Annotated in this window: 15 protein-coding genes; 1 reads left to right on the top strand and 14 read right to left on the bottom strand. The window is 50.5% G+C overall.

Features of this window, described 5'->3' with window-relative positions:
• Positions 1-57: 57 nt before the first annotated feature.
• From AC0YN0_RS05400 to AC0YN0_RS05350, 11 genes are all read right to left on the bottom strand, one after another.
• Positions 58-855 (bottom strand): Nif3-like dinuclear metal center hexameric protein, encoded by a 798-nt coding sequence (locus AC0YN0_RS05400; RefSeq protein ID WP_475820344.1) that lies wholly within the window; start codon positions 853-855, stop codon positions 58-60.
• A gap of 152 nt (positions 856-1,007) precedes the next feature.
• Positions 1,008-2,141, bottom strand: coding sequence for a copper amine oxidase N-terminal domain-containing protein (locus tag AC0YN0_RS05395; protein ID WP_475820343.1), 1,134 nt, complete (start codon positions 2,139-2,141; stop codon positions 1,008-1,010).
• Between the two features lie 154 nt (positions 2,142-2,295).
• Complete coding sequence (locus AC0YN0_RS05390; protein WP_475820342.1) at positions 2,296-3,600, bottom strand: 6-phospho-beta-glucosidase; 1,305 nt, start codon at positions 3,598-3,600, stop codon at positions 2,296-2,298.
• Complete coding sequence (locus tag AC0YN0_RS05385; RefSeq protein ID WP_475820341.1) at positions 3,585-4,577, bottom strand: N-acetylglucosamine kinase; 993 nt, start codon at positions 4,575-4,577, stop codon at positions 3,585-3,587. Before AC0YN0_RS05385 ends, AC0YN0_RS05390 begins: the two co-directional genes overlap by 16 nt.
• A gap of 130 nt (positions 4,578-4,707) precedes the next feature.
• On the bottom strand, positions 4,708-6,372 hold the full coding sequence (locus tag AC0YN0_RS05380) for an extracellular solute-binding protein (RefSeq protein WP_475820340.1): 1,665 nt from the start codon (positions 6,370-6,372) through the stop codon (positions 4,708-4,710).
• Positions 6,373-6,432: 60 nt separating this feature from the next.
• Positions 6,433-7,326, bottom strand: a complete 894-nt coding sequence (locus AC0YN0_RS05375; protein ID WP_475820339.1) for a carbohydrate ABC transporter permease — start codon at positions 7,324-7,326, stop codon at positions 6,433-6,435.
• Between the two features lie 21 nt (positions 7,327-7,347).
• Complete coding sequence (locus AC0YN0_RS05370; protein WP_475820338.1) at positions 7,348-8,301, bottom strand: ABC transporter permease; 954 nt, start codon at positions 8,299-8,301, stop codon at positions 7,348-7,350.
• 144 nt (positions 8,302-8,445) lie between these two features.
• Positions 8,446-9,324, bottom strand: a complete 879-nt coding sequence (locus AC0YN0_RS05365; protein ID WP_475820337.1) for a helix-turn-helix domain-containing protein — start codon at positions 9,322-9,324, stop codon at positions 8,446-8,448.
• Positions 9,325-9,567: 243 nt separating this feature from the next.
• Positions 9,568-11,958: an alpha-L-arabinofuranosidase C-terminal domain-containing protein gene (locus AC0YN0_RS05360; protein WP_475820336.1), complete on the bottom strand. Its 2,391-nt coding sequence runs from the start codon at positions 11,956-11,958 to the stop codon at positions 9,568-9,570.
• Entirely contained in the window at positions 11,955-12,860 is a 906-nt protein-coding gene (locus AC0YN0_RS05355) for a family 43 glycosylhydrolase (protein WP_475820335.1), read from the bottom strand. The genes AC0YN0_RS05360 and AC0YN0_RS05355 overlap by 4 nt, the downstream gene beginning before the upstream one ends.
• A 4-nt stretch (positions 12,861-12,864) precedes the next feature.
• Complete coding sequence (locus tag AC0YN0_RS05350) at positions 12,865-13,797, bottom strand: glycoside hydrolase family 43 protein (RefSeq protein ID WP_475820334.1); 933 nt, start codon at positions 13,795-13,797, stop codon at positions 12,865-12,867.
• Positions 13,798-13,942: 145 nt separating this feature from the next.
• Here AC0YN0_RS05350 and AC0YN0_RS05345 point away from each other — a divergent pair, with 145 nt between their 5' ends.
• Positions 13,943-14,737, top strand: coding sequence for a helix-turn-helix domain-containing protein (locus AC0YN0_RS05345; protein WP_475820333.1), 795 nt, complete (start codon positions 13,943-13,945; stop codon positions 14,735-14,737).
• A 61-nt stretch (positions 14,738-14,798) separates the two neighbouring features.
• Here AC0YN0_RS05345 and AC0YN0_RS05340 read toward each other — a convergent pair whose 3' ends face one another.
• Genes AC0YN0_RS05340 through AC0YN0_RS05330 form a run of 3 tightly spaced genes read right to left on the bottom strand, consistent with a single transcriptional unit; the run spans position 14,799 to position 18,537 of the window.
• Positions 14,799-15,932, bottom strand: a complete 1,134-nt coding sequence (locus AC0YN0_RS05340; protein WP_475820332.1) for a Ger(x)C family spore germination protein — start codon at positions 15,930-15,932, stop codon at positions 14,799-14,801.
• A complete protein-coding gene (locus tag AC0YN0_RS05335) occupies positions 15,929-17,029 on the bottom strand; it encodes a GerAB/ArcD/ProY family transporter (protein ID WP_475820331.1) in 1,101 nt (366 codons plus the stop codon). The genes AC0YN0_RS05340 and AC0YN0_RS05335 overlap by 4 nt, the downstream gene beginning before the upstream one ends.
• Positions 17,026-18,537, bottom strand: coding sequence for a spore germination protein (locus tag AC0YN0_RS05330; protein ID WP_475820330.1), 1,512 nt, complete (start codon positions 18,535-18,537; stop codon positions 17,026-17,028). Before AC0YN0_RS05330 ends, AC0YN0_RS05335 begins: the two co-directional genes overlap by 4 nt.
• Between the last annotated feature and the right edge of the window lie 38 nt (positions 18,538-18,575).

The following is an 18,575-nucleotide window of genomic DNA, read 5'->3' as shown; positions in this document are numbered from 1 at the left end:
ACCTGTGAAAGAATAGTTTTCACTTAGAAAATAATAGATCGACAGCTCAGCTGTATGCTATACGATTCTGAATAGCGGCGTTTGCTTCACAAACGATACGGGCACCTGATGGAACTCGCGTTCAAGTATGGATGCCAAATAATGCATTCCTGGTTCCTCACTCTCCGCATGACCAAGCAGCAGAAACGCCTTGTTAGCCCCCTGATGCATGGCGTCGCGCACATACTCTGGCGTCTCCCACTCCTGTCCTTCGCCGGATATGATGAGGTCAAGGGCGTACTGATGGAATAATGGGATGCATACAGCTCCGCCTCCCCGGTAGCCTGCCGAAAGGCCGATCCGCCGGCATGTCGCCGAAGCCTCGCCGACGACCCGCACGTATGACAAGCCGAGCTTGTCTTTCGCGGCGTACGCGATTTCATCTAGCGAACATTCCGCCGGCAGCTCAATAATAGAAGCATACGACAGCACTTCTTTGACGTACTCGCTCCACCCTAATAGCTGGGTAAGCCCTTCCGTAATTCCGTCCGGCCTGTACGCATGCCAATAATCATGGAAACGGTAGATCGCAATGCCCGACTGTTCGATCAAGCGACTCTTCTCCATTACGATGGGATCGTACCGCCACTGTTCTTGTCCGCCGCGATGACTGAAATATTCGCCTTCATGAGTAATGAGCAGATTAGCTCCCCGAGCAATCGCTTTTTCGATCGCTTGCTGCGACGCCATGAAAGTGACGGCTATGCCGGATACTTCCATGGAAGACACCCCAGCATTCAACCCATCCACGGTGTTGTCTATCGTATCAACCGCTCTCTCTAAATATTCGATAACGTCATGAACTTTAATGGCCATTTTTGCATCTCGCTTTCCCATACATAATAAACGCGCATAGACGCTGCTTTCTTGCATCTTACAACAGAACCATCATCCATTCAAAGGGCAAATAAAAAGCGGTCTCTCGCAATATGCGAAAAACCGCTGCTTAGAATGTAATAGCTTAACCTTTACGAACGCGGCGTCAACACGACGTTCATATCGTCCAAATACAAAGTTGTAAGCCCTTCGTATCCGGAATCGCTGCCGATGATTACGAACAGCTCTCCTGCCGCATTCGCCTTCAGTGTTGCGGAATGTTTCATCGGCTTCGGCTGAAAGCCTTCTACCCCGTCATCCGGCTTCACCATATTGCCGACGATCTTCATATCAGCGCCTTCTACCGACTGGTTGCCCTTATCCACGTTTACCTTATAATAGACATTTCCTTCTTCGCCCTCTTGCACGATCTTCGGCTCTTGCGATACGAAGCCAGCCTTGATGCTGACCGCTTCGCCCGGTGCCCCGCCAACCCCCATCATGCCGCCGGCTTGGTTCGTATATAGAGTAAACGATAACGAGGCATCATATGTCGCGTTCGGCTTTAAGCCCGTTATCTTCTTAGTCGCGTACATAAATAAATCGTCGCTGCGATTCATGCCATTCAGCTTCAATCCATAATTCATCCCATTGTCCTTAAGCGGCAATAGTTCTCTTGCGTAGAGAAGCTCGTAGATCTCCGGATCGTAACCAACTGGCAGATCAGCAAATCCGCCTTGCCAGCCTTCATCACCGGCATTGAAATTGTAAGATTCCGAGATGACGCCTGTTTCTTCGCCGTTTACCTTAATGGTTACCTTCTTCGACTTAGCTTCCCATACCGTATCGGCACCTAAAAGCCCTGCCACGCTCTTCGCGGGAACGAAAGCTTGTCCGCGTATGATCGCGACCTTTGCAGGCAGCTTAATGTTCTTCACGAATGTTCCGATGATGGAATCGTCTCCCGCTTTGAGCGAAACGGTTAATCCGCTTCTCTCCAGCCTGATGGACTTCTCGGCGGCATTCCACTCCAGCTGCGCTTCAAGCCCGTCAGCCAGCGCGCGCACGGGTACCATCGCGACGCCTTTCTCGATGTAAGGCGCATTCGTAAGCTTGACCTGTCCGTTATTATTTGCTGCCGTAAGGCTGCCTATTTGGAATTGTACAGTCGGCGCTGCTTGCGCCGCCCCAAAAGCCGCTGTTGCCGGAAGCGTTGCGGTTAGCGCCGCAGCCGCCACTAGAGCAGCGATACCTCTTCGATTACGATGTTTCTTTAGAAATGACATGAGATGCACCTGCCTTATTAGATTCGTATGCGTTCTTCTTCTAAACGCGCCTTCGGCCCATAATGTTGCCGCTCGAATAAATTCCAATAATCGCCTTAACTGCAAGAGGCAGCCCGCAAGATCCGATTGGATTTTGCCAAGCTGCCTCTTATCGTTAAGCTTCAAAAAACTTAGGCAAATACGCCTTATTTTGCTCCAGCATTTCCGTTAGCATCTCTTCCGCCGCGTTCGCGGAATCAACAAGCGGATGGCTGACCAATGCAAGCAGCGCCGTATCGCGGTTGCCAGTAACGGCCGCCTTGATCGCTAATGACTCGTACGTCTTCACCGCGTGAATAAGTCCTTTCACCGACTCGGGAACAATCTGGACCTGCTGCGGAATCGGTCCATCCTTCGTCACTTTGCAGTTGACTTCGATGCAGGCATCATCCGGCAGGAAGTCAAGAATGCCGCCGTTGCGAACGTTCAACGTCTGAATGTCTCCGATGTCGTTGTAGAGCGAGTTCATTAGCTTAACGGCCGCCTCGGAATAATAAGCCCCGCCGCGCTGTTCAAGCTGCTTCGGCTTCTCGGCAAGCTCTGGGTTTTTGTAAATTTCGAACAGCTCATCCTCCAGCCGCTTCACCGTCTCTGCTCGCGATTCGCCTTTCGCGGCTGCTGCCTTCTGCTCAGTGAGCATCTCACGGTGCAGATAGAAATACTTCAAGTAATATGACGGAATCGCTCCAACCGACTTAATCAGACTCTCGTTCCACGCGAACTGCGGCACATTCGCCGCGGTGTATCCGCTGCGGCTGTCCAACAATTCTTCCAGCTTCGATTCGCCGTCAATCGTAATTCGGCTTACCCAATGAAGATGGTTAAGTCCGGCGAACTCGCAATATATGCGGTCAATAGGGATGTTGTACAAACCCGACAGCCACTTGTAAGCGGCGATCGGCGAGTTGCATAATCCTATCGACTTGATCGTCGAATGCTTATGAATCGCTTCGGTCACCATTCCCGCCGGATTCGTGAAGTTCAGCAGCCAAGCATCCGGGCAAAGCTCCTCCATATCCTTGCAAATATCGAGCAAGACGGGAATCGTGCGAAGCGCCTTCATCATGCCTCCGGCGCCTGTCGTCTCTTGCCCGATCATATCGTACTTGAGCGGAATGGACTCGTCCCATCCCCGTGCCTCAAGCAGCCCGATCCGCATCTGGGTCGATACGAAGTCAGCCCCGACCAGCGCGCTGCGACGATCAAGGGTCAATGACAGGTTGATCGGCAAGCCCGATTTCTCAATCATGCGCAGGGCAAGCTGTCCTACGATAGCCAGCTTATGCCTGCCCTCTGGAATATCGACAAGGACTATTTCCGTTACCGGAAATGTAGCGTAGTTTAATATAAAGCCTTCTATAAGTTCAGGGGTATAAGACGAACCGCCTCCTATAACTGCAACTTTCAATCGAGTGCCCATTCCGCGTTTCTCTCCTTTACCGCCAGATTGGCGTTCAAATGATCGTATACCGTAGATTCCACCTGCTGTCCGCTTTTCTCCATCGCCAACAATATCGCTCCCGCAACCGGCTCCATCTCTAGAACGCGCAGCGTGCAATGTGGAGCAACCGCTTTCACTTGCTCCTCGATATAGGGCTTAATATACCTGCTGTCCCCGCGAGTCAGCACACTGCCGACCATGACGAGATCGAACGTATCATGAGTCATGTTCAGCCTGCGAATAACCGCGCTAGCCGAGATGCCTAACTCCATGCCTTGCCTTTGCAATATTGCCCGTGCCGCTTCATCGCGATCCGCTGCTTCGAACAGCAGCTTCGCCAGCGTATGCGGCGCTCTCTTGTAATCATCAAGATAATCATGAAACATTGCTTCTACCGAATCGAAACCAAGCATCTCAAGCGTCAGCTCCGTCAGTGCAGTCGGCTTTTCCCGGCCTTCCCATGAACGGATTACGGTACGGAACGCTTCGACAGCCAAGTCTCCGCCGCCTCCGAAGTCACCGAACGAATATCCGAATCCTCCCACTTGTATCTCTTCGCCTAATGCATTGACGCCATAACAATTCGTACCGCTGCCGCAGATGACGACGACACCGTCCTGCTGCTTCGTGCCTGCTCGTAAGCCGATAACCGTATCGCAAACGATTTGATGGTGTTCGAATCCCATTGCAGCGACCATGGGCCTCAATATTTGAAAGTCGGCTTCGCGGTCAGCTCCTGCCAGTCCGAACGTCGCGAACCGTATATCCTCGTGCTTTACTTTCGCTTGCTCCATGGCCGCATGGATCGCTGCTCGAATGTTTCCGTCAGCAAGCTCTACGCTGATCTGATGATTGCCGCATCCGCTAACGCCGCGACCTATGACATGCCCTGAACGGTCGGTTACGACCGCCAGCGTCTTGCTCCCTCCGCCATCGATTCCCAAGTAATATGTCAAATATGATCTCTCCTATGCGGTTACTAGGCTATTAGAGACCGGCCCTCCGCTCGTGCCGCGCCTCCATCCAGGAGGCGCATGCTCGAGAAGCGATAGCCGGTCTCATCAACCTTATTGTCTCTCTTTCACGCTACTTGCTTAGTTTTGCTACGTTTTCTTGCCATCTTTCCGTTTTGTATGCGAGAAGCTTGTCGTAGCCAGCTTTCTGCGCGTCATTCTCAGCTTTGTCAAGAATGGCGATAACCTCTTCATCCGAGCCTGCATTCATTACCGCTTTCGCCCTTGCTTGCTCATAGATGGAAAGAATGCTTTGTGCGATAATGCCTTCCTCGGAATCGCCTGCCGGATCAAGATTTACATATTCAGTCGTATTGAATTGAGTTTTCCACGTGATCTCCGACTGCCAGTACGTTTCCCAGCTGCGTTTCTCGGCTGGCAAAGTGGATTCGAATTTCGTTTTGGAATTGTCGACATAAACCGTGTTGCCGTTCCATTGGAAGTTGACCGTTGAGTTCATCAGCTCATCGCGGCCTTTCGTGTCGCTTGTGAATTTGTCCGTGAAGAGCGGAGCTTCATCAGCATCTACACCGTCCCAATACAAGCCTTCAGGCCCCCACATAATCGTACGTTGTCCTTCCGGACCTGTGAACCAATCGAGGAATGCGAAGATCGCTTCCGGATTTTTAGCGTTTTTCGTAATGACGTTGACGTTCCAACCCAACTGCTTGTAATCGCCAGGGAAAATTTTGTTTTTGTCCAAGCCTGCTTTATGAACCGGCCATACCATGATGTAGCCTGCTTCCGGATCTTGTGCGCTAAGCTGCGAGTTGCCGATAGAACCGAACTCCGTCGGGCTTGAAGCGACATATACCGCAACTTTGCCGCCTACAACTTTGGACTCCACTTGCTCCAGCTTTTGCGTGAACGAATCTTGCGAGATCAGCTTCTCGCGGTACAGCTTGCTAGTGAATTGCACCAGCTCGCGATACACGGGGTCAGCGAACAAGGATACAAGCTTGTCGCCTTGCGGCACAGCCATCATGGTGTTGAACGTGAACGGACGGTTCTCTGCGAAGGCCGATACCATAACGTCCATGCCGGCAGCCGTCTGACCAAGCTCAAGCGGCACTACATCCGGGTACTTCTCCTTGACTTGCTTCAGGTACGCATACAAGTCATCAACCGTTTCCAGACTTGGAGCACCAAGCTCGTTGTATATTTTTTTGTTAACGAGGTAACCCGAGTTGCCGTTCGGCTGCGTCGTATACCAGTTCGGGAACTGATACAGCTTGCCGTCCGGGGAACGAAGCATATCGAGCGTCGACTCGCCAGCCCATTTTTTCAAATTCGGATATTTATCCAAATAATCGTCGAACGGTACAAGCAGACCTTCTGCGCGAAGCTTCTCTACGTCTGCGCCGCGCTCCATCCACATCACGTCAGGAAGTTCCTTGGAGACGATCATCGTGCTTAGCTTGTTTTTCGCAGCACCGCCCGAACTGATTGGCACGACGTTGACTTTTTTGTTCTCTTTGATCCATTTGGTCGCCAAATCTTCGCCCCAGACAGGCATCGTGTACCAGTCATAGTGGCCATAGAAGGAAAATTCCAGCGGCTCTTTGCCAAGCTCGTACACCTCGCTGACCTGCTCGGAGCCTTCATTCCCGCCGTTGTTGCCCTTGTTAGCCGGCGGCTCATTGTCGGCATTGTTAGAGCCCGAACATCCTGCAAGTGCGAGTGCAGTAACGACTGTGACTGACAATGTTGAAAGAAACGCTTTGTTCACCTTTTTCATGTTATTAAGCTCCCTTCCCCTCACTTATCTATGGTTAAGACTAATGCCTTATACCCTCGCCTATTCCTTAAGAGAACCAATTAACACGCCTTTGACAAAGTATTTCTGAACGAATGGATACACGCACAGGATGGGTACAGTAGCGACCATCATCGTTGCCATTGATAATGATTTGCTCGTTACGGTTCGCATCTTGTTCAATCTGCCTTGCGCCGCCGAGTCCATATTCTGCATTTGCTCGAGCATAATGTTCGAGTTCAGTATTTGGTTCAGCTTCGTTTGGATCGGCAGCAGATCCGTATTGGTAATGTAAATACTTGGCGTGAACCAATCATTCCAATGATAGACGGCAGTGAACAATGCCAATGTAGCGATAACAGGACCCGACAGCGGCAATACGATCCGGAAAAAAATACCCCAGTTCGACGAGCCGTCAATTTGCGCCGACTCTTCAAGTCCTTGCGGAATGCCGTTGAAGAAGGTGCGGAATATGATCATATTCCATACGCTGATAATGCCAGGGATTACCATGACCTCGAAGGTGTCCATCAGATTCAAGCTTTGAATAAGCAAATAGCTAGGGATTAGACCGCCGCCGAAGTACATCGTGATGACGCACATGATCATATAGAATTTGCGGCCGATCAATCCTCGCTTCGTCATGCCGTAAGCGAAGATTGCCGTAGCTGCAATGGATAATACAGTACCTATAACAGTACGCTTGACAGATATGAAGAAGGCGTCAATGAGACGTTTATCCTTGAATACAACCTCATAGTTCTGCAGCGTGAACTCCCTTGGCCAGAACGTTATACCGCCAAGCATCGTATCGGAACCCGAGTTGAACGAAATGACTGCTGCGTTCCAGAATGGATATAGTGCCGTAAAACCAAGTACAGCGAGAACGATATAGATCAATGAGACAAACATTTTATCTTCCATTGCCAGCTTCATGCCGTCACACGCCCCTTCCCTTTACCATAAGCTGTTGCCTGATTTGCGAGCCATATAGTTTGCTCCGGCCAAGAGTCCAACGCTGATCAACGCTTTGAACAACCCGGCTGCCGTAGCATAGGAATACCTGGCATTAAGGACGCCTACACGGTACACATACGTGTCGATAACCTCGCTCACTTCACGCAGTCCCGGATTCGTTGCCAGCAGCAAAATGTCATCAAAGCCGGCATTCAGCAGATTGCCGATTGCAAGGATGGAGAAGACGACAATGACCGGCATGATAGAAGGAATCGTAATCGTCAACATCTGTCTGATTCGGCTTGCGCCGTCAATGGATGCCGCTTCATAAAGATGAGGGTTAATGCCAGCAATGGCTGCCAGATAAACGATGGATGAAAATCCTATTTCCTTCCACACACCCGTCGTTACGAGAATCGACCAGAAGTACTTCGACTCAGCGAGAAAGTTAATCGGCTCGTCGATAATATTCAATGCTTGAAGCAGCATGTTCACACTGCCGTTGTCTGTCGATAGCAGCGAGATGACGAAACCCGAAACGATGACCCACGAGAGGAAGTGGGGCAAATAACTGATCGTTTGAATGAGCCGCTTGAACACCCGCCCCCCGATCTCGTTCAACATGAGCGCTAGCAGGATCGGAGCAGGAAATCCGATTCCAAGCTTCAACAAGCTGATTACGAGCGTGTTGCGCATCACCGTCCAAAACTCTGGTGCGTTGAAGAACATTTCGAAATGTTTCGTGCCAACCCACGGACTATTCATGAACCCTTTGAACAAGCTGTAATCCTGGAATGACATCAGCACCCCGTACATCGGAATGTAGCAGAACACAATGATAAAGATCAGCGCCGGCACGACCATGAGTTGAATATCCCACTGTCTGCCGATTCTTTGGAGCAGATTCGGCTTTCTGTACACTTCTTCCACCGTCTTCATGCTCAATTGCGGCATAACATTCCCTCCCCTTCCTAGTTGCATGTAACACTCGAGTTAGTTTTCATAACATTTGCGGTTAACTTGATATATTCCTATTGTAAAGCCAAGTTATAGCCTATTCCTCGCCTATACGTTTGAAAACTAACACTATCTTACTGGTCAAGAGCCGTGAAAGCGTCTAGACTGCTTAGGCGATGCGCCTATATGTTTTTTGAACAGTCTATTGAAATTCGATAACGTGCGAAATCCGCATTCGAGGGCAACGTCCGTTATTTTCAATTGATTATTTTCGAGCATCGCGACAGCTCTCTCAAGTCGTATATGAATGAGGTATAACAGGGGCGGCATACCGACCGTCCGCTTGAAAATATCACTGAATCGCGAAGGGCTGAGATAGACGAGCGCCGCCAGCTCTTCCAGCGTCCACGGGTGGGCGAAGTTCTGTTCCATCTCGTGAATGACATATCGCATTTTATCGAGCTGGCGCTCGCTGATCTGACTTGCGGCGATAGCAGCCCCTTCGATTCTGAATTCCCGGTTGACGATCGCGAGAAACCGCAGCAGAAGTGCATATACGATCGTCGTGTAAGAACGCAGTCCACTTTCATGCTCTTCCTGCAGTTCTAATAAAAGCGCTCTCATTGTGTGCATTCGCGGATGCTCGCGATCGAGCAAATTCGAGAAATGAACTCCCATTTCGCGGAATGGACTAAGCAGTTCCGGATCGAGGCGCAAGCTGCTGATGAGCCATGAGGGATCGAATGAGGCCACTTGCATAATGAGATCCTTCGTCTCATAAGCGCAGTGCAAATCATTGGAGTTGATAAGCAAAATATCGCCTTCCTGAAACTCGAATTTCTGTCCGTTAATGATATAGTAGCCCGTGCCTGATTTAATGAAATTTATCTCTAGCACATCATGCCAATGGAGCTTCTGATAATAGCTTGTCACGCCTATCGTATCCCCGATATAGAACGGATAATGCTTAGCCATTTTTACTTTTTCCCGCGGAATGTCTCCGCCTTTGAACTTCGTCATGAGCGTTGCTCCTTTACAATGTTTTCAGATTAGTAAGATAATTGTTAGGCTCATGATGTCACAAAAACTATCATTCGACAAGGGGAGTATTTACTAAAATCCGAACACTCTCACCTTTCGCCTTTATTCAACATGTTCTGCGCCGCATTAACGCGGTTATTGGCCATAGCAACAAAAAGGCTAACCCGCCAGGTCTATTAGGACCTGGCAGGTTAGCCTCTATCAGCAGCTCTATGCTGCGAACTAACGTATGCGTAATACAGTGACGGAATGGGCAGGGAACGTTTGGGTAAAGCCGCTGCCGTCGAACGAGAACTCGCTTTGAACGGGTGCAATCTTCTGCGGCTGCTCGAAGCTATTCTCGTCCTGGGGCAAATGACCTGACAATTCGTAACTGACAACATGGCGCACCCCATCCACCGCTTGCAAATCTTCCAAAGCGATTTCTGCACATACTGCCGCTTCCTGCATATTGACGACTTTGACGATCGTATCTCCTGTAGCATCTTCTGTGCTGGAGGAATAGTAGAGCGGCTGGATTACGGCAATCTTGTCCTCCGTCTCGTGCATAAGCTCGCCGTTAATGAAGGCGCGGATCTTCCTTCCCGACACTTCAAGCGCGAGCTTGTAGGTGACGTCATTCTCGACGGTGAACAAGCTTTGGGTTAAGCAGGAACCGCGCCCGTTCACGCGGGAGCTGATCATGGAGTCTTGATTTTGCCAGCCGCTGATTTCCCAGTATAAGCGGTTATCGTCATCCGACTGGCCAAACGATAGGACGAAGCCTTTCGGGCCACCCGTTCTCACTGCCGTCGCATACAGCGTATAGGTCGACCAATCTACAACGTCCAATCGTTCAAAACGCTTATCCGTACCCGCAAGACGAGCTTCCGCGGTATCCGACAGCTCGGCCGTCCAGCCCTCGAATGTCCGCTCCTCTCCGGTATCGTCATTGACGATACGCACATCGGAATAAACAACGCTGCTGCCGTCTGTCCCGAGCTCGATTGCGCCTTGAATCGGCTTGATCTCTGTGGAGTCCAGCTTCTCAAAGCCGCTCGCTTCGATGGCGAGCAGCCGGTCGCCTTGATGGTGCATGAACAGCTTCTGCACGTAATAGTTGGCTGTGCCAAACACCTCATGGTTGTTGAACCAAATAAGATCCGGCTTCCAGTTCACATAATCGACATTGCAGAGCATTGGCGCATAGCAGGCAAGACCGACCGCATGAGCGTTACGCTCTAATCCGGTCATGAATGCCGCTTCCGCGAGCGCATTGTAATACGTATTGCCCCAAGAGGCGTATTCCCCTAGAAACACCTTCGGATCGTTAGCCTTGAATCCGTCATAACGGTCTACATGGGCTAAAAACCATTCCGGCGATTGATAGTAATGCTCGTCAACGAGATCCGAGCCGTTCTCCCGCGCCGACTGCCAGCCTCGCTCGTATTCGCCGCCGGCGGCGAAAGGACCGCTGGAATTGATCACTTTGATAGCAGGATATTTCGCTTTAATCGCTTGATGGAAGTACGTATATCGCTCGAAGAACGGTTCGCCGACCTCCTCGTTGCCGATGCCGATATACTCGAGTCCGAACGGCTCTGGATGGCCAAGCTCAGCTCGAATTGCTCCCCACTCCGAAGCAGCATCGCCATTGGCGAACTCGATCAGATCAAGCGCGTCGTCGATCCAAGGACCAAGCTCGTCTATCGGCACAATCCGCTTATGATGCGGGTCGTACCCGCCCGGCAGGATTGGTATCGCCTTCGCGCCAATATCCTCGCAGAAGAGAAAATACTCGTAATAACCTAAGCCAAGCGTTTGATTATAGCTCCAATTGTTCCTTCTCGAAGGGCGCTGTTCGACTGGGCCAATCGTGTTCTTCCATCGGTACATCGAATTGCGGTCATCTGGATTCAACGAGCCGTCATGCACGAGGCAGCCGCCCGGGAAGCGCATAAACTTTGGCTTCAGATCAGCTAATAGAGTAGCAATATCTTCGCGCAGCCCGTTCGTACGTCCTCTGAATGTGCGAACAGGGAACAACGAGACCATATCCACATATAGATTGCCTGTGCCGCCCGTCGTAACCACAAGCCTGCTGCTATAGTCCGTTTCGCCGGCCGTTATCGAAGCTTCGTACCGTTTCCACTCCGTTGAATTCACGATAACGGTTGCTTTCCCGTGTACGATGCCCTCTTTGCTTTCAATGGCAATGACGACTGGCTCGCCCAGACTCGCGTCACGCCTTGCGTAGAAAGAGAACCGATATTCCTCACCGGCTTGTACCGGAATGCCTGAATTAAAGCCCCTATTCGCGATACCGACACCGTCGCCTGCTTCATGAATCGTAATAACGGCGTAATGCGGATTCCTTCGGTTCATCGGATCCGATTGCTCAATCGATAGCTCCGCCTGTCCGCCGCCTCGCTCTACCTTCCCCCATGCGGTAAGCGCATGGAAATCCCGGTGGTCGATCGGATCGAACTCGAAGGAACGGTTGCGCACCAGTTCCGCATATAACCCGCCGTCGGCTGCATGATTCAAATCCTCGAAGAAAATGCCGAACAAATCGCCAAGCTCAGCTCCCCGCTGCTGCGTGCAAATCGTCAGTTTTCCTTGCGGCTTGCTCATTCCGCTTCTCCTCCATCAGCATTTAACCAGTGATCTACATCAACAACCGGCTTGCCATCGATGAATTCGACTTTGCTTATGCATGTTTCACGCAAAACGCCAGTCGCCGGGTCAATAAGACGGTGGTAGCACAAGTACCAATCGCCTTTATATTCCGCCATCGAAGCATGGCCTGTGCCGAAGTACGTCTCGGATGGACGGGTTACGCGATTATCTTGCGGAATCTCGTAAGGACCATAGATATGGTCGGCCGTTGCGTAACAAATTCGGTATCTTGGATCGCGCGTGTCATAGTTGCTCCATGTAAGCAGATACTTTCCGTTAATCTTCTGCATATGCGGTCCTTCGTTGTAGACGCCGCTGTCGAATACTTCAGGATCTTGGCCGCGCTGCTCATAGAACTGGTTCGACACCAGCACCGGTTTCGACTTGAAAGAAACCATATCGTCGCCCAGCGGAACGATCCAGCACTTGCCTTGCCCCCAAAGCAAATAAGGCTGACCGTCGTCGTCGACGAACAGATCGGCGTCGATGCTTTGGCAAGCATACTCATCCTTCGTGAGTAGCGGTTTGCCTAGCAGATCCTTAAACGGCCCGAGCGGCGAGTCGGATACGGCAACACCGATCTGCGCTTCCGCAGAGAAGTACATATAATATTTGCCTTTATACTTGTTGATGCCAGGAGCCCAAGCACTCGTCTTTGCCCATTCGACATCGTTCAGATCAAGCGCCAAGTAAGGACCGTCCCAGTTCACCAAGTCTTTGCTATGGAAAACATGGAATTTCTCATATACCCATCCTGGGCTGTCCCCTGTCGGGTACATATAATAATCATCGCCATCCCTGAGTAAGAACGGGTCCGCCCACTTGCCTATAATTGTAGGTTGCTGTTGTTTATTCATCCGATTAACCCCCATATGTTTGTAATAACCGATCGTATTCGGACTGCGTAACCGGAATAACCGAGCCGTGGCGCGGCGAAGCCGGCAATGCATAGCCGTTAGGCAACGACCATATGCCTGAGCTTAAATCCGTCGTTTCCAGCGGAATATAACCTCGATCTACATATTCATCAATGAATGCATACCACTTTTCTTCCGTATTTGACTTGAAAATAATCGGACCTTCGCCCTGACGCAAATGCGGCTGTTCTACGCTTTCATTTATAAGTACAAAGCTTGTATCGTGGAAGGAGCTTCCCGACTCTTGCATAATGTTATGTCCTTTGCTTATCCGGTACACGCTGCCCTTGTCTTCAATCATCGTTGTGTCGATAACCGAATACCCGTAATCCATATATACTTTCGGCTTGCTGAACGCAACAAAATCTTTGGTCTCGGACACCATCATGCGATGATACCGCCCCTCCGAATTGCCGCCCACATCACTGCCGTCAAGCATGGAAGCCCAGAACACGCAATACACGTCGGCCCCTTTATCCAGAAAAACCTCCGGCGCCCATGTGCAGCCCGCCCCCTCCGGAGCCAGCTCAACCATCGACTGCTCGGACCAATCTACGAGATTGGAAGACTTCCACACCATGATGGATCGACTGCCCGTGGTCACAGCTCGTCCCCAATCACCGTTGCCGTGAATCCGCAGATCGGTCGCTACCATATAGAACGAATCGCCCTGCGGCGAACGAACGATATACGGATCGCGAACGCCCTTCTCTCCCAGCGTAGATGTAAGGACCGGCCGGCCTCCGTTCAGCTCTCTCCATGCAAGAGCGTTATTGCCTTCGCTAAGCGCAAAATAAACCTGTTCCCCGTCTTCGTACCGCTCGCCCTTGAAATAAGCGAACAAATATCCCGCATACTTCTCTGTGTTCGCGCCCATCTGTTTCACTCATCCTCTTAACTGAAATATCATCCATCCTTTTCGGCTGGTTCAATTCCTATTTTCTATCTTTATTTCATCTTCGTAAATGATGTATGATAGGTATTAACTGATATATTGTCCAGTCACGAACGGAGGAATAGGCTTGATTCAAATTAAACGATGCGGTTATAACATCACCCATGAGAATGGATTTACCGTCGATCGGCCCGACGGCTCAGGGGACTTCCTATTCGTTCTGTTCCGCAGCAAGATGGAAGTCGAATTGCATGGTAAAACCGTTATCACTGAACAAAACAGCTATATTCTTTATGGCCGCAACAGCAAGCAATATTACAAAGTAATCGAGCAGCCTATGGTTCATGACTGGTTCCACTTCGATTCCGATGAAATGGACGAGCTGTGCAGGCAGCTTGGGCTGCCGCTCGATATGATCATAACCGCTCACGACCCTTTTTACATTTCCAGAAAGGTGAACGAGCTTCAAACCGAACACATTCATAACGGCCCTTACAAGCGAGAGATTATGGATGCCACCGTACGCTGCCTATTAATGAAGCTTAGCGAGATGCGTACGCGCATCGACTCCAACCATCACATCAGCAAGCATTATGATCAGTTCATTAATCTTCGGAACGTCATCTACAACTCGCCTTCGGTTTCGTATTCGATCGACGAGCTGGCGACAAGCATGAATATGAGCCGATCCCATTTCCAACAGCTGTACAAGGAAATATTCGGCGTGTCCGTAATGAACGACATCATCCGTAACCGGCTTGAATTCGCGCTGCATTTGCTGGAGAACTCCGTCCACGACATCAAGACGATCGCCGAGCTGTGCGGTTACGACAATGAGGTTCACTTTATGAGGCAATTCAAAAAGAGCGTGCACTTGACGCCGACCCAGTATCGCCGAAAATACCGTTCGCTTGCCAATTGACGCTCTCCTAAAAACAACATCAATGCTTACCCTTTGACCGAGCCTACAAGCACTCCTTTCCTTACTTCAGTCCCCCTTGAACAGGTCCCATCGCACCGATCGCAAACTTGACGTCGATGGAAATGTCGGCATCGGCCAAAGCATCCCCCCAGTGTTCCTGCACCTTCTCGTACTGCCTGAAATGATGGGCTCTTGCATAGAGACCAAGGCCGATCGGATCGATCCGGTGGGATTGGAATTTCACGATCAGCTTCTCCAGCTGTTTTTTGCATTGTTCGTTGATTCTCCTGGCCAGTTCGTCATCGTCGCGATCGATATTGTACGCAAACATTTCCTCCGACAACGTAATAAGCGAGGCGAGAGTAATATCGAAATGAAATTTCCCTTGCTTATAGCCGGATTTCACTTTCACCTTTATTTTCCCCGCGCTGAAGCTGACGATATCCGTATGAAACGGTCCCGTCATCGGTTTATCCGGCATTGGATAGGAAAGGCTTATACCCGCCTTGGCATCGCCTCTAAGAATATTCAGCAAGATCGACTCTTGCGCGCCAAGAGACTCCATATATTTGCCTCTATGGTTTAACAAGGCGCTTCCGAAAAGAATGATCTTATTGTTCTGCATCCTTACTTCGCTGATCGAAGGTGTTATTCCCCTTTCGTATATTTGTCGATGCAGCTCCTGCGCGGTGGTATGAACGGTCTCGGAACGAGAGCTGTTCGAGTCTATCATGCCGCGCAGCAAGATCGGCAGCGGGGGCTGGTCCACTTGATTGAACGCGATGATTTCGGACACGGCCCCGTCATACATGACCATCCGATCGGTAACCGTATTCCGGGCATCGCGGTAAATCACATCCATCATTTTGAACCAGTCGTCATGCTGCAGCATTCGTTTGCCCACGATGATTACTTGATAGTTCCGTCCTTGCGCGGCTCCGGCCAGCTGAGCATCCTGTTTGGCGCGGGATTCGCGCAAGGTAAGAGCAGATCCGCCGGTTTCAACGCTTTTTTTCTTAATATTTTTACTGAACACCGGCGACGAGGAATAGAACTTGAAAGTACCGTTTTGATCCAAATCCATGCCTAGCGCGAGTGGCGTCGCCGCATTCTCGAGGCTTAGCTGATCGGAGCAGCCAGCAAGCAGAAGACAGACGACGCATGTACCGACGAACCTTCTAAAGAGCGTGCTCATTGAACAAGTCTCCCTTTCCATTTCGTATATACCGCTAGAACCAAGAACAAGCATACCGGAAACGCATATTCCAGCCAAAAACCGATCTTTCCGATCCAAGCCTCAAAGCTGTTGCTCCAGCCGAAAGTCGGACGGAAAAAATAAATACCGACAACGATAGCCGCGCATACGATTCGCAAATGGCTGCGATTGTCCGGCTTGTTCAGAAGCCATCTTGAGCAGAAGGTCGCCAAGTAAAGAAACGGTACCCAGGATAAGGAAAACACTAGCAAATAATAGGAAATAAACGGAACCTCGATCCTCTCGATGAATTTGAACTCGATCGATTTTAATATCGAAATCGTCGGCTCGTTGTATTTATTGATTTCGTCCGGACTAAAGTAAAGATAACAAATCAACGTAAAGAACATGTAGGCGGCCGTCGTCAGCGTATTGGCAAGCAAAATGCCCATGGTCGCCTTCTCCTTATGCTTCAAATACGGATAGAAAACGAAAGCGGCCGTTATGCCGAGCGTCGGGTATATCGTATCCTTGACCGCTTGAAGCACCGGCGCGACTCCATGCTTCAAGATCGGAAACAGGTGCAGTACGTTAGCTTCCTTGAGCGTAAACAAATAAACGAACGGTATCCATAAGGACATCAGCGTCATGAGCTCGGAATATCTGCCGACAATGCGCGGACCGTTGCAGGCAACAAGATAGGTTGGGACAAGAATTAAAGCCATGAGCAAATAGATGGGCGTATTGCCGAGCAGCCATATTTTTGTAATGAGGACCGACCTTGTCAAAGTGTCTACGGCTAAGCATAGGAAATAAAGCATAAAAAGCAGCGCCAACGTTCTGCCGACCCACTGGCCCATATAATGGGACGCGAGATCGAATAAAGTCTCTTGCGGCCTTTTTTTCATTATGCCGATGATCGCCAAGCTGACGATCAGGCTGATCGCCCATCCGATCAAGATGGACATCCACCCGTCCGTTCCGGCCGTTTCGGATAAATTGGACGGAATCGAAAGCACGGGCAAGCTTACTTGCAGGCCGGAGATAAGACATATAAACTGCATCGTCGTTATTTCGTTGCCCTTTGTCTTAATCATGGCTTGTCCCCTTTATTTATACGGCTGTCCGCTTGTCTACGCTCTTGCTTAGGGGAGGTGCTTTTGGGCCGTTTGTCCATAAACCACAGCGGTACGCGAATGACTGTATCCTTCCAATCCGCGAAGCGAACGGGAGCAAACGGATGACCGTAAGGCACGCCTAGCGATTGCAGCGAAATCAAGTGCGCCACCATCGTCATCAGGCCGACAATAAGCCCTACGAATCCGAACATGGAAGCGAGGATCATCATCATGAAGCGGATAAGACGGACGGCGGCCACCATGTCGTAGTTTGGCAAAATGAACGAGGAAATAGCGGTAAAGGCGACGACGATAACCATAATATTGCTGATCAAACCTGCTTGAACGACCGCTTGTCCGATGACGATACCCCCGACAATGCCTACCGTTTGGCCGACGGGAGCAGGCAGGCGCACGCCCGCCTCCCTCAGCATTTCCAGCGTAATTTCCATAATGGCCGCTTCCATGAACGGCGTAAACGGCACCTGTCCCCGCGATTGTCCCAAAGTTAGCAGCAGCTTCAGCGGAATAATCTCGAAATGGTAAGAGATTACCGCGATATAGAAGGCAGGCAGAAAAGCCGCAACGAAGAAAGCAAACAAACGCAGCCAACGAATAAAGGTCGAGATCGGCCATCTTGTGCTGTAATCGTCAACGCTTTGAAAAAAAGACATGAACGTGACTGGTGCGACGAGCACGCTTGGCGATCGGTCGACGATCACGATGCATCTCCCTTGCAATATTTGTGATGCGGCCGCGTCAGGACGTTCGGTCGCGATGAATTGCGGGAACAACGAGCGCGGATTATCCTCGATAAAATCGGACAACTCTCCCGTATTGATGATCACATCCGTATTGATGGCTTGGATTCGTTTCTCAAGATCGGCCAGAAAATCGGCATTCACCACGTCTTCCAAATAAACGATCGATATAGGCGTCTGACCTCGCTTCCCTACGAGCAGCCGTTTAATTTTCAGTTCGCGGTTCGGGATGTAGCGGCGCAGCAGGGCAATGTTCTGACCGCCAGTTTCAACGAAGCCTTGATGCGCGCCTTTCAGCGACGATTCCAACTGGGGATCTTCGATGGCCCGTTGCGGCCAGCCTTTCGTATCCATGGCAAACGCTTCGGTTCTTCCTTCAACGAACAAAAGACTGCTGCCCTGCAGCAATTTCTTCTCAATCTCCAACCAGCTAACGACCGGATCGATATAGCCTACCGTCGTAATCAACTCGCCTCCCGGCGTGCCGCTCCCTTCATGCAACTGCAGCGGTAGCAGCACGTCATGGTTAATCGAGTTTTTGTCGGTAAGCCCTTCGAAGTAAACGAGAATGGCCTTCTCGTTCGTCTGTTTAATGCGAAAATGGCGTAAAATTAGATCCGGTGTATCGGAGAAAATGCCGGACAACCGCTCGGCGTGCTGCTTGATGTCCGTCCCTAACCGGTCGTCCTCGCTTCCCTCCGTCCTATTCATTCCTTGATCCGACATCCAACGCACCTCCCGCTCGCATCCAATGGATTTTATAC

The organism is Paenibacillus sp. J22P218 (genome assembly GCF_056269195.1).
The sequence above is the reverse complement of the archived record's forward strand: the minus strand, read 5'-3'. Positions and strand labels throughout refer to the sequence as shown.

Excerpts from the sequence above, each read along its gene's own strand:
- AC0YN0_RS05400 (WP_475820344.1), bottom strand. The coding sequence starts at position 855 with ATGGCCATTAAAGTTCATGACGTTATCGAATATTTAGAGAGAGCGGTT.
- AC0YN0_RS05395 (WP_475820343.1), bottom strand. The coding sequence starts at position 2,141 with ATGTCATTTCTAAAGAAACATCGTAATCGAAGAGGTATCGCTGCTCTA.
- AC0YN0_RS05390 (WP_475820342.1), bottom strand. The coding sequence starts at position 3,600 with ATGGGCACTCGATTGAAAGTTGCAGTTATAGGAGGCGGTTCGTCTTAT.
- AC0YN0_RS05380 (WP_475820340.1), bottom strand. The coding sequence starts at position 6,372 with ATGAAAAAGGTGAACAAAGCGTTTCTTTCAACATTGTCAGTCACAGTC.
- AC0YN0_RS05375 (WP_475820339.1), bottom strand. The coding sequence starts at position 7,326 with ATGAAGCTGGCAATGGAAGATAAAATGTTTGTCTCATTGATCTATATC.
- AC0YN0_RS05370 (WP_475820338.1), bottom strand. The coding sequence starts at position 8,301 with ATGCCGCAATTGAGCATGAAGACGGTGGAAGAAGTGTACAGAAAGCCG.
- AC0YN0_RS05365 (WP_475820337.1), bottom strand. The coding sequence starts at position 9,324 with ATGACGAAGTTCAAAGGCGGAGACATTCCGCGGGAAAAAGTAAAAATG.
- AC0YN0_RS05360 (WP_475820336.1), bottom strand. The coding sequence starts at position 11,958 with ATGAGCAAGCCGCAAGGAAAACTGACGATTTGCACGCAGCAGCGGGGA.
- AC0YN0_RS05355 (WP_475820335.1), bottom strand. The coding sequence starts at position 12,860 with ATGAATAAACAACAGCAACCTACAATTATAGGCAAGTGGGCGGACCCG.
- AC0YN0_RS05350 (WP_475820334.1), bottom strand. The coding sequence starts at position 13,797 with ATGGGCGCGAACACAGAGAAGTATGCGGGATATTTGTTCGCTTATTTC.
- AC0YN0_RS05340 (WP_475820332.1), bottom strand. The coding sequence starts at position 15,932 with ATGAGCACGCTCTTTAGAAGGTTCGTCGGTACATGCGTCGTCTGTCTT.
- AC0YN0_RS05335 (WP_475820331.1), bottom strand. The coding sequence starts at position 17,029 with ATGATTAAGACAAAGGGCAACGAAATAACGACGATGCAGTTTATATGT.
- AC0YN0_RS05330 (WP_475820330.1), bottom strand. The coding sequence starts at position 18,537 with ATGTCGGATCAAGGAATGAATAGGACGGAGGGAAGCGAGGACGACCGG.